Here is a 12,601-nt window from a genome sequence, read left to right as displayed (position 1 = left end):
GAGCCGTACGGGCAACCGTAGTACGGTGGATAGCAGAAGGGTCGGGAGAGCGAAAGATAACGGAGGATTTCAGAAGTAGTGTAAGAGGATTTTTGATGAAAAAAGGGTATTGGAAGGGTGTACTTAGCTTATAGGGAGCTTATAGGAAGCTTATACGAATCTTGGACGATTGGTATAGAAAGGGTATATAAGTGATTGACTCATAATACAATACAACAGTGCTAAAAATGTAAAAAACGGGGTTTCGAGACGAAAGAAAGAGAAATAGGTATTAGGCCTAAGGTCTTAGGCACTAGGAGGGGAGTATGACGAAAAAAGGAAGAAATGACGAGTGACGATTGACGAATGACAAATAACAGATGAAGAAGATAATATTATAAGGGGGAACTGAAATGAGGGAAAAGCGATTGAGAAATGGTATTGTTTGAAACTAATGATACATAAAACATCTAAAAATTGACAACTAACGACTAAACACTAAATATAATGAGTAATACAAAGAAAATTAATCCCGACTATGTGTTTGAAACCAGTTGGGAAGTATGTAACAAAGTAGGAGGTATTCACACAGTGATTACCACGAAAGCTCCGAGTATTGCGAAACAATTCAGAAGGAAATACTTTCTGATTGGTCCCGATATTTGGCAACACAACGAAAATAAAGAATTTGTAGAAAACCCCGAACTCTTCAAATCGTGGCGTGCTAAAGCAGCATCTGAGGGCTTGCGCGTGCGTGTGGGGAATTGGAAAATAGAAGGCAACCCCATAGTAATTCTGGTAGATTTCTCTCATTATGTAAGTGCCAAAAACGAGATTTTGCGTTATTATTGGGATAACTACAAGCTCGATTCTTACAATAGTCCGTGGGATTACGTAGAGTCGGTGCTTTTTGGTTATGCAGTAGGGAAGGTGATTGAGAGCTTTGTGAAGTTCAACACTGCTTCACGCGAAAACGTGATTTGCCATTTCCACGAATGGATGACCGGTAGTGCGCTACTCTATTTGGAAGAAGAAATGCCTAAAATAGGTTCGGTTTTCACTACTCACGCTACCGTAGTAGGTCGTGCGATTGCCGGCAATGGTTATCCGCTCTACAACGATATGAAGAACTACAAACCCGAAGAAATGGCCTATCGGTTTGGGGTACAACACAAGCACTTCCTCGAAAAAGAAACTACTAAAGTAGCCGACTGCTTCACTACGGTAAGCGAAATTACTGCCCAAGAGACGTTGCACTTCCTCAGTAGAAAAACTGATATCATCACGCCTAATGGCTTCAACGACGCCATAGTACCAGCTGAAAAAGATTTTGATAAGAAGCGTGCAGAAGCTAAACAGCGTCTTATCAGCGTAGCACAGGCTTTGGTAACCCAACCTATTAGCAAGGATACCAAAATTGTAGCTATCAGCGGTAGATATGAGTTCCGCAACAAGGGCATCGATGCCTTTATTGATGCCTTGGGAGCACTGAATAGGAATTCTAATAACAAGAAAGAGCTTTTGGCTTACATCTTAATTCCTACAGCTCACGATGCGCCTAACCAAGGATTGCTAAACAATTTGCACAACCCTCAGCAAACTACCGAAAACGAACAAAAGCACCTTACCCATATTCTCCCTGATGTGTATCACGATGCGATAATGACTCGTATTTATGAGCAACAGCTCTTCAATCGGAAAGAAGATAAGGTGAAAGTGATTTTCTGTCCAAGTTATCTCAATGGCAACGACGGGGTGTTCAACCTTTCTTATTACGACTTGCTCATCGGGTTAGACGGCACCGCTTTCCCATCGTACTACGAGCCTTGGGGCTATACACCGCTTGAAAGTTTAGCTTTTAAAGTGCCTACCATTACCACTACTTTGGCAGGTTTTGGCAAGTGGGTGAACGATTATTACCCCGAAAAACAAAAAGCGATAGAAGTAGTACCGCGCACCGATAGCAACTACGGTGAGGTAGTAGGCGCGATTGCTAAGAATATTCAGAATTTATTAGACAAGAAAGAACAAGACTTCCAAGAGCTTCGCGAAACAGCAGGTAAAGTATCAGAAATCGCTCTGTGGAAGAACTTAGTACAATACTACATAAAATGTTATGAACTCACTCTTGAAAATATAGAGGACAGAGTGGAGAGTCTGCCTCCGGTAGAAACTGATGGGGTGGCATATTTAGAGAAATCGAAGGTGGTGAACACGCCTAACTGGCGCAGTGTGATTATCCACCGTGCAATTCCCGAAGCCTTACAACCGCTCGAAGAACTCGCTAAAAACCTTTGGTGGTGCTGGAATGACGAGGCTTACGAAGTTTTTAAATACATCGATAAAGCCCAATGGATAGAAGTGCGTAAAAACCCTATTGCATTGCTGGACAGCATCTCACTTACTCGTTATAAAGAATTGGAGCAAGATGCAGTATTTATGCGCAATCTTTCGAAAGTATACGGTGATTTCCAAGCGTATATGGCTAAGAAATCGGAGATGGTAAGTCCGTCTATCTCTTATTTTAGTATGGAATACGGCTTACATTCTTCCTTGAAGATTTATTCAGGAGGTTTGGGTATCTTGGCAGGCGATTACCTAAAAGAAGCCAGCGACAAGGCAACCAAAATCACTGGGGTAGGATTGTTATACCGCTATGGTTATTTCACTCAAAAACTATCATCAGCAGGTAACCAAGAAGCCGACTACGAAGCACAAGATTTCTCGAAGATACCTGTAACGCCTGTAACAGATGAGAGTGGAAAATGGTTGATTGTATCAATAGATTTACCAGGTAGAACCCTATATGCACGTGTATGGCGTGTGGACGTAGGTCGTATAGAGCTTTATCTTCTCGACACCGATTTTGAGAACAACCGCGAAGACGACCGTTCTATCACCCACCACTTATATGGAGGCGACTGGGAAAACCGTCTTAAACAAGAAATGTTATTAGGTTTAGGAGGTATTAAGATGTTGCGCAAGCTAGGTATCGACAGTGATATTTACCACTGCAACGAAGGGCACGCTGCCTTTATAGGTTTGGAACGCCTCAGCGAGTATATCCAAAACGAGAACCTTACTTTCTCGGAAGCGATGGAAGTGGTGCGCGCCTCATCACTCTTTACTACTCACACCCCAGTACCCGCAGGTCACGATGCTTTTGAAGAAGGCTTATTACGCGCTTATTTAGGAAATTACGCCGATATATTGCACGTGAATTGGGAACAAATACTCGCTTTGGGTAAAATAAACTTGCAAAACCCACACGAGAAATTCTCGATGAGTAACCTCGCAGCAAACCTTTCGCAAGAAATAAACGGTGTGAGCTGGCTACACGGTGAGGTAAGTAAAGAAATCCTCAAAGACTTGTGGCCAGGTTATATGCCCGAAGAACTTCACATTAGCTATGTAACCAATGGGGTACACCAACCTACGTGGACAGCTGGCTTGTGGAAAGAAGTGGAAAACGAGGTGTTTGGCAAAGACTACAAAACACACCACTACGACCCTAAGAGCTTTGAGGGCATCTATAAGGTATCTGACCAACGCGTGTGGGAAATCAAAACGGCTCTTCGTTCTAAGCTATTGCGCCGTGTAGAACAAAAGCTACGTTTAGAGAAGAACACCCCTTATTTCTCTCCACGTCAGTTAGTGGAAATCAAAGAGAACTTACGCGAAGATATCCTTACCATTGGTTTTGCGCGTCGTTTTGCAACCTACAAACGCGCTCATTTGCTCTTTACCAATATAGAGCGTTTGGATAAAATAGTGAACAATCCTGAGCGCCCTGTACAGTTCATCTTTGCAGGGAAAGCCCACCCTGCCGATAAAGCAGGTCAGGATTTGATTAAGAATATTGTGGAAATCTCGAAATTACCACAGTTCTTAGGCAAGATATTATTCGTTCCTAACTACGATATGGAGCTCGCGCGCCATATGGTACAAGGGGTAGATGTATGGATGAATACCCCTACACGTCCGCTAGAAGCCTCAGGAACCAGTGGTGAAAAAGCTGCAATGAACGGGGTAATGCACTTCAGCGTACTTGATGGTTGGTGGGTAGAAGGGTATCGGGAAGATGCCGGTTGGGCCCTCCCTATGGAACGCTCCTACGAAAACCAGCAGTATCAAGACGAAATGGATGCAGAGACGATTTACAATATTATTGAAGACGAGATAGCTCCTATATTCTATGATAAGAATAAAGATGGCATCTCATCACGCTGGTGTGCACTCATCAAGAATACAATTGCCAAAGTGGCGGTAAACTTTACCACTACTCGTATGCTCACTGATTACGAAAAGCAATACTATTACCCAATGACTGAGCGCGTAACCAAGATTAAAGACAATCACTTTGCAATCGCTATTGAACTTTCGAACTGGAAACGCAAAGTAACTCAAGAATGGGATAACATAAAGGTAGTGAGCTTTAAAGTGCCTAATCGCAACGAGCAACTCATTTCTATTGGTAAGATATACAAAGGCGAAATTACCTTAGAATTAGGAGAATTACGTCCTGAAGACGTAGGAGTAGAATTGGTAGTAGCCCAACATAAAGACGATAAGTTTAAAGTACTCTCGACAAGTGAGTTTACGGTAGTGGCTCAAGAAGGCAATAAAGCTACCTATCAATTGGAAATTGCCTCAGAATATCCAGGTGCTTTGCACTTAGCAATAAGAATTTTCCCTAAAAATAATTTATTGCCACACCGCCAAGATTTCGCTTTGGTAAAATGGCTATAACAAATAAATAAGTATTTCATTTTAAAGTATATACGAAGAAAATAAGCAAATATATAAAGGTTAAAAAACCACTATTTTGGAGAGATTAAAAAGAATAAGAAATGTTAAAATTAATAAAAAAATATCTCTAAAATGATTTTGTATTAAAATAATACTTATATTTGCACCAAAATTAAAATAGTAATCAAAATTCATTTTTTAAGTATGAAGAAAATCAAAGTAACTTTATTTGCTTTGGCTGCTGCTTTCTCGGTAGCAGTTCAAGCACAAGATGAAGACAGTCCTTGGCAAATAGGATTTGGAGTGAACTCCGTTGATATTCGTACCCCTGATGCATTCGGGGACTTAATGAAAGACTGGGGAGGGCCAAGCGATATCAATATCCTTCCAGCAGTTTCTCGTCTTTCAGTAGGTAGATATATCGGAGCTGGTTTTTCTGCTGAATTATCAGGTTCTTTAAACAAAATCGAAAAGGGATTCGGTTATGACAAAGATCTTGATAACAAAGTAGATTTATCTTTCTGGTCTGCAGACTTAGCGTTGCAATACCACTTTAAATCTCTTTGGAACAAAGAGAAAGTAAAATGGTTTGACCCATTCTTACAAGTAGGTGGTGGTTATGCCGCTATTGACAACGAAGGTAAATTCCGCGCCTTAGGTGGTGGTGGTGTAAACTTTTGGTTTACCGAAAACATCGGTATTAACTTGCAGACAGCTTACCACCCTACTTTCCAATCTGATTCAAAAGAGGATTACTTCCAACACGCTGCCGGTATTACCATTAAATTTGGTAAAAAAGACCGCGATAAAGATGGTGTAGCTGACAAAGATGACCTTTGTCCAGATGAACCAGGTAAACCAGAATTGAAAGGTTGCCCAGACCGCGATAATGACGGTGTAGCTGATAAAGACGACGCTTGTCCTGATGAAGCTGGTAAACCAGAATTGAAAGGTTGTCCAGACAGAGACAATGATGGTATCGCTGATAAAGATGATGCTTGTCCTGATGAAGCTGGTCCAACTGAATTTAACGGATGCCCTGATACTGATGGCGATGGTGTGCCAGATAACGTAGACCAATGTAAAGACGTAGCTGGTCCTAAAGAAAACAACGGTTGTCCTTGGCCTGATACTGATGGTGACGGTGTTCTTGATAAAGATGACGAATGCGTAGACGTACCTGGTCCTGCTTCAAACAACGGTTGTCCTGAAGTAACTCAAGAAGTTCAAAAGAAATTGAACGACTTTGCACGCACTATCTTGTTTGACGTAAACAAAGCTACTATCAGACCTCAATCAGCAACTGTATTGAACCAAATCGTTGACGTATTGAAGCAATACAAGAACGCTAAATTCTCTATTGAGGGTTACACTGATATCAGTGGTAAGAGAGATAAGAACCAAAAATTATCAGAAGATAGAGCTTACTCTGTTAAAGCTTATTTGATTGAAAAAGGTATCGATGAAGGTCGTTTGACTGCAAAAGGTTTCGGTCCTGATAAACCAATCGCTTCTAACAAAACTAAGAAAGGTAGAGAGCTCAACCGTCGTGTTGAAATCAACTTAGTAAAATAGTTGTTTCTCTAACCCTTTTGTTACACATAAAAAGAGGTTGCCCGTAAGGACAACCTCTTTTTAATTATTAATTGTCAGTTATTAATTACTAATTGTTTATGTTCTCTTCTATCGAAATTCAATTGCAAACCTTACCTACTAACCCTGGTGTCTATCAGTTTTACGATGCTACGGACACGCTTATTTATGTAGGGAAAGCCGTCAATTTGAAAAAGCGCGTTTCTTCTTATTTTCAAAAGGAACACGACAATGCCAAAACACGTATTTTGGTGAGGAAAATTGTGCGTATAGAACACATAGTTGTAGCTACCGAGAGTGATGCATTACTACTCGAAAACAACCTTATCAAGAAATACCAACCGCGCTATAACATTCTCCTAAAAGACGACAAGAGCTATCCGTGGATATGTGTGAAGAAAGAGCGTTTCCCACGTGTGTTCTCTACGCGTAGGGTAGTAAAAGACGGTTCGTTGTACTTTGGCCCTTATACCAGTATGAAAACTGTACACACACTTTTAGATTTGATAAAAGAGCTCTTCGCTTTGCGCAATTGTAATTACGATTTATCTCCGCAAAACATCGCTAACCACAAGTTTAAAGTGTGCTTGGAATATCATCTGAAAAATTGTAAAGGACCTTGTGAAGGATACCAAAACGAAGCAGATTACAACCAGAATATTCAGCAGATTGTAGAAATCCTTAAAGGGAATTTCAAAGATGCGTTACATCAGTTTAAAAAGGAGATGATGGCACTGGCTTCGGAAATGCGGTTTGAAGAAGCAGATCTCATCAAGCAAAAGATACAGAGTTTAGAGAACTATCAGGCAAAATCGACCATCGTAAGTAGTAAAATTAGCAATGTAGATGTATTTTCTATCGTTTCGGACGAAGAGTACGGTTATGTAAATTTCCTACAAGTAGCCTACGGAGCGATTGTGAGAGCTCATACTTTGGAGATTAAAAAGAAATTGGAAGAAACCGATAGAGAGCTCTTGGAATACGCTATTATTGATATTCGTGAACGTTTCTTCTCTAATTCCAAAGAGATTATTGTGCCTTTTGAGGTTACTCTTTCAGAAGGGCTACAAGCGACCATTCCTAAGGCAGGTGAGAAAAAACAACTCTTAGACCTATCGATGCGCAATGCCAAACACTTCCGTCAAGATAGATTCAAACAGGAGAAAATAGTAGACCCCGAACGCCATACGAACCGTATTCTCACTCAGATGCAACGCGACTTGCACCTTTCTGTCCCACCGGTACATATAGAGTGCTTTGACAACTCGAATATTCAGGGTACGAATCCCGTATCGGCGTGTGTGGTATTTAAGAATGCAAAGCCGAGCAAGAAAGATTATCGTCATTTTAACGTGAAAACTGTAGAAGGGCCTAACGATTTTGCCTCGATGGAAGAAGCCGTGTATAGACGTTATCGAAGATTGTTGGACGAGGAACAACCGCTACCTCAACTGATTGTAATAGACGGCGGGAAGGGACAATTGTCTTCGGCATTAAAAGCCTTAGAGCAATTAGAACTGCGCGGAAAGATAGCTATTATAGGTATTGCAAAGCGTTTGGAAGAAATATTTTTCCCTGAGGATAGTATTCCATTGTATTTAGACAAGCGTTCGGAAACCTTGCGGGTGATACAGCAGTTACGCGATGAAGCTCACCGTTTTGGGATTACCTTCCACCGGCAAAAACGGAGTAAATCGGCAATCGTATCGGAGCTTGATGGAGTAGAGGGCATAGGAGAAAAAACTAAAGAAGTCCTCTTACAACATTTTAAATCGGTAAAACGCATAAGAGAAGCTACTTTAGAGGAGCTTACCCAAGTAGCAGGTTTTAGGGGTAAGAAAGTGTATGAATATTTCCAGAGTCATAAATAAAAACGAAGACTTTATTTGTTGCTAATTACAATTTGTTTCATACCTTTGGAGCAAGTTCTATTATAGAAATAATCTATGGCGAAAACAGTAAACAGCTCAGCTGTAATAGCTTTATAATCAAACGTTATTCGGAGCTAAGACGAACAAAAGACGGTGCGAGCCGCACGGGCAGATAAAAAATGAACGAAGAAAAGACGAACAAAAGACGAACAAAAGACGAACAAAAGACGAACAAAAGACGAACAAAAGACGAACAAAAGACGAACAAAAGACGAACAAAAGACGAACAAAAGACGAAGAAACAACGAACAAAAGACGAAGAACAGTGGTACAAATCTGGGTTCTTAGAGGTGTATAATGAGTACTTCTGCTATAAAAATAATTTATTCTTTTAATTAGAAAGTTTTTAATATATTTTTCGTATCTTTGTCGCAAGTTTCATCTTAGAAAAAACACCTATGAAAAAACTAGGTATGGTAGCTCTTTTGGCAACGCCAATGGTAGCTTGCAACAACAGCATACCTTTCTTACTAATGCTACCTAACTTTTTGAAAAATACTACTCAATAACTGAATTATTAATTGTTAATTGCTAATCGTTAATTGGATAATAATGCTTCTTTTCTTTAAAACCCCCAAAAACACTATCTATGTGGTAGCTACCGAAGTTGCCCTTACTGAGACCGACCTCAACAAACTGAAATGGCTGTTTGGCAATGCCCAGCAACTCCCCTCCCCTACCCTTAGCGGTACTTTCATCGGGCCCCGTGCGGCGATGATTACTCCTTGGAGTACCAATGCGGTGGAAATTACCCAAAATATGGATATTCACGGGATTACCCGCATCGAGGAGTTCCACGAGGTAACCGACCCCAATACACCTTTCGACCCTATGCTCTTTGAGCGATACAACGGTCTTACCCAAGACAGCTTTACTATCAACATTCAACCGCAAACAACACTCGAAATCGATGATATCGAGGCATATAACCAGCAAGAAGGACTTGCGCTAAGCGCCGAAGAAGTTGCCTATCTGCAAAATCTCTCTCAACAATTGGGGCGCAAACTCACCGACTCGGAAGTGTTTGGTTTCTCACAAATCAACTCCGAACACTGTCGCCATAAAATCTTCAACGGCACTTTTGTTATCAATGGTGAGGAAAAGCCTTCTACCCTGTTCAAACTCATTAAAAAGACATCACAAGAACACCCTAATAGCATTGTTTCAGCTTATAAGGACAATGTAGCTTTCATCAAAGGGGCTACTGTCGACCAGTTTGCACCCAAAAGTGCCGATAAACCCGATTTCTACGAAGTAAAACCTTTTGAAGTCGTGCTCTCACTCAAAGCCGAAACCCACAACTTCCCCACTACGGTAGAGCCTTTCAACGGGGCTGCTACAGGTTCAGGAGGTGAAATACGCGACCGTCTCGCGGGCGGACAAGGTTCTTTGCCTTTGGCAGGTACGGCTGTGTATATGACGGCTTACCCCCGATTAGAAGAAGACCGCCCTTGGGAAAAAGGAATGGCTGAACGCCAATGGTTGTACCAAACACCAATGGATATCCTCATCAAAGCCTCTAACGGGACAAGCGATTTTGGTAATAAATTCGGGCAACCGCTCATTACGGGTTCACTCTTTACCTTTGAACACGAAGAAGGCGGACGCAAATTAGGCTTTGACAAAGTGATTATGCAAGCAGGGGGCGTGGGGTATGCCAAAGCCTCACAAGCTATAAAGCACACCCCTCAAGAAGGCGACAAAATCGTTATCTTAGGCGGTGAAAACTACCGCATAGGTATGGGAGGTGCTGCGGTATCATCTGCCAATACTGGCGCTTTTGGTACAGGTATAGAGCTCAATGCCGTACAGCGTTCTAACCCCGAGATGCAAAAACGCGCTGCCAATGCAATTCGCGCAATGGTAGAATCGGACGAGAATCCTATCGTTTCTATACACGACCACGGAGCAGGCGGACACCTCAACTGTCTCTCAGAACTCATAGAAGAAACCGGTGGTAAAATCGACTTAGACAAACTGCCCGTAGGCGACCCTACCTTATCGGACAAAGAAATTATAGGTAATGAATCTCAAGAGCGTATGGGATTGGTATTGCCCAATTCGGCTATTGCCAAACTAAAAACCATTGCCGACCGCGAGCGTGCGCCTATGTACGAGGTGGGCGTAGTTACTGATGACAAGCATTTCAGCATTGCTTCTGCAAAGAAAGGTACCCACCCAATGGATTTAGACCTCAGTGCGCTCTTTGGCAGTTCACCAAAAACCGTAATGACCGATGAAACAGTAGTTACTAACTACGAAGAGTTACACTACTATGCAAGTCAGTTGCACAACTATTTAACACAGGTGCTACAATTAGAAAGTGTGGCTTGTAAAGACTGGCTTACTAATAAGGTAGACCGTTGCGTAGGGGGCAAAGTCGCCAAACAACAATGTGCAGGCGCACTACAACTCCCTTTGAACAACGTTGGGGTGATGGCTTTGGACTACAATGGCAAAGAAGGAATCGCTACTAGTATTGGTCATTCGCCTCTTACGGCACTCATCAGCCCTACCGCAGGTAGTCGCAATGCTATTGCCGAAGCACTTACTAATATTGTTTGGGCGCCACTAAAAGACGGCTTGCAAAGTGTATCGCTATCCGCCAACTGGATGTGGGCGTGCCGCAATAAAGGAGAAGACGCGCGTTTGTACGAAGCCGTAGAAGCTGCTTCTAATTTTGCGATTGAATTGGGTATCAATATCCCTACCGGTAAAGATTCCCTATCAATGAAACAAAAATACCCCGATGGTGGTGATGTGATTGCCCCAGGTACGGTGATTATTTCGGCGGCTACCCATTGTACCGACGTGCAAAAAGTGGTAGAGCCCGTATTAAAACGCAATGGAGGCAACATTTATTATATCAACTTCTCAGGCGCTCATTTTGAATTAGGGGGTTCGGCTTTTGCCCAAGTATTAAACAAAATAGGCGACAAAGCTCCTACTGTAAAAGATGCCGAAGGCTTTAAAATAGCTTTCAACGTATTACAATCACTGATAAAAGAAGGAAAAATACAAGCAGGACACGACATTGGTAGCGGCGGACTTATCACAACGCTTTTAGAGATGTGTTTTGCTGAAAACGACTTAGGAGCTACCATCGATTTGAGCGGACTTTCAGCCGATGAAGACCTTATCAAAACCCTTTTTGCTGAAAACGCAGGGGTAGTAATTCAAGCCGATAGCAGTGTTGAAGCTACTTTGGAAGAAAACTTCTTAGAATGGGCTAATATAGGCAAAGAAACTACTTCACAAGAACTTACTATTCACCATTTCGGGAAATCGTACCATTTCAATATCCCCGAATTGCGCGATGTGTGGTACCTCTCTTCTTATTTGTTAGACAAACAACAAACAAAAAATGACAAGGCGACCGAGCGTTATCAAAACTACTCTGAACAGCCTCTGCAATGCACTTTCCCAGCGCATTTCACGGGCGAAAAACCCGCACGCCCCGCAGGCAAACGCCCTATAGCGGCAGTGATACGCGAAAAGGGTAGCAACTCCGAGCGCGAAATGGCAAATGCCCTATACTTAGCAGGCTTTGATGTGAAAGACGTACATACCACCGACCTTATCAGCGGACGTGAAACCTTAGAAGATGTACAATTTATAGGAGCTGTAGGTGGTTTCTCTAACTCCGATGTGTTAGGCAGTGCCAAAGGTTGGGCAGGTGCTTTGCTCTACAACGAGCAAGCTAAAAAAGCGTTAGACAACTTCTTTGCCCGTCCCGACACCCTTTCTGTAGGTATCTGCAATGGCTGTCAGTTGTTTATGGAGTTAGAAGTCATCAATCCTGAGCACGCAGAGCACGGAAAAATGTGGCATAACGATAGTGGCAAGCACGAAAGTGGCTTTGTGTCGGTAACCATTCCAGAGAACAACTCGGTGATGCTCTCCTCTCTTGCAGGCAGTACCTTAGGGGTATGGATATCACACGGCGAAGGAAAATTCCACTTGCCATTGGCAGAAACCGAATATAATATCGTAGGTAAATACGCTTATCAGGAGTACCCTGCCAACCCTAATGGCTCTGATTACAACACGGCTATGTTATGCGACAAAACAGGGCGACATTTGGTAACGATGCCTCACATAGAGCGTTCAGTTTTTCCTTGGCAATGGGCGTACTATCCGAGTGAAAAAACAGCAGTTAGTCCTTGGTTAGAGGCATTTATCAATGCCCGCAAGTGGATTGAAGCACGTAATGCTAAATAAAAATGGTAAACAAAATCTTAAAAAAATAAGTGCGCAAATATTAAATTTACGCTAAAAAGGGGCTCCATAAGCCCCTTTTATATTAAACTTTTGTTAAACTTAAAAATACACTTGACAGGTACTGTTTT

Annotated in this window: 6 protein-coding genes; all 6 read left to right on the top strand. The window is 42.1% G+C overall.

Annotated features, from left to right (window positions below; genetic code table 11):
• Positions 1–486 precede the first annotated feature (486 nt).
• The 6 genes from glgP (at position 487) to purL (ending at position 12,473) form a co-directional block, all read left to right on the top strand.
• Positions 487–4,728 (top strand): alpha-glucan family phosphorylase, encoded by a 4,242-nt coding sequence (glgP, locus tag HW278_RS08395; protein ID WP_178977536.1) that lies wholly within the window; start codon positions 487–489, stop codon positions 4,726–4,728.
• 204 nt (positions 4,729–4,932) lie between these two features.
• Entirely contained in the window at positions 4,933–6,303 is a 1,371-nt protein-coding gene (locus tag HW278_RS08390) for an OmpA family protein (protein WP_178977535.1), read from the top strand.
• A gap of 98 nt (positions 6,304–6,401) precedes the next feature.
• The gene (uvrC, locus tag HW278_RS08385) at positions 6,402–8,192 is read left to right on the top strand and encodes an excinuclease ABC subunit UvrC (RefSeq protein WP_178977534.1); all 1,791 of its coding nucleotides are present in this window, start codon (positions 6,402–6,404) and stop codon (positions 8,190–8,192) included.
• A 32-nt stretch (positions 8,193–8,224) separates the two neighbouring features.
• The gene (locus tag HW278_RS08380; protein WP_178977533.1) at positions 8,225–8,368 is read left to right on the top strand and encodes a hypothetical protein; all 144 of its coding nucleotides are present in this window, start codon (positions 8,225–8,227) and stop codon (positions 8,366–8,368) included.
• Positions 8,369–8,371: 3 nt separating this feature from the next.
• Positions 8,372–8,587, top strand: coding sequence for a hypothetical protein (locus tag HW278_RS08375; RefSeq protein ID WP_178977532.1), 216 nt, complete (start codon positions 8,372–8,374; stop codon positions 8,585–8,587).
• 217 nt (positions 8,588–8,804) lie between these two features.
• Positions 8,805–12,473 (top strand): phosphoribosylformylglycinamidine synthase, encoded by a 3,669-nt coding sequence (purL, locus tag HW278_RS08370; protein ID WP_178977531.1) that lies wholly within the window; start codon positions 8,805–8,807, stop codon positions 12,471–12,473.
• The last annotated feature ends 128 nt before the right edge of the window (positions 12,474–12,601 follow it).

Origin of the sequence: Capnocytophaga sp. oral taxon 902 (assembly GCF_013394735.1) — a bacterium.
GTDB classification, from domain to species: Bacteria; Bacteroidota; Bacteroidia; order Flavobacteriales; family Flavobacteriaceae; genus Capnocytophaga; species Capnocytophaga ochracea.
Note: the sequence above shows the minus strand (reverse complement) of the source record. Positions and strands in the feature narration are given on the sequence as shown.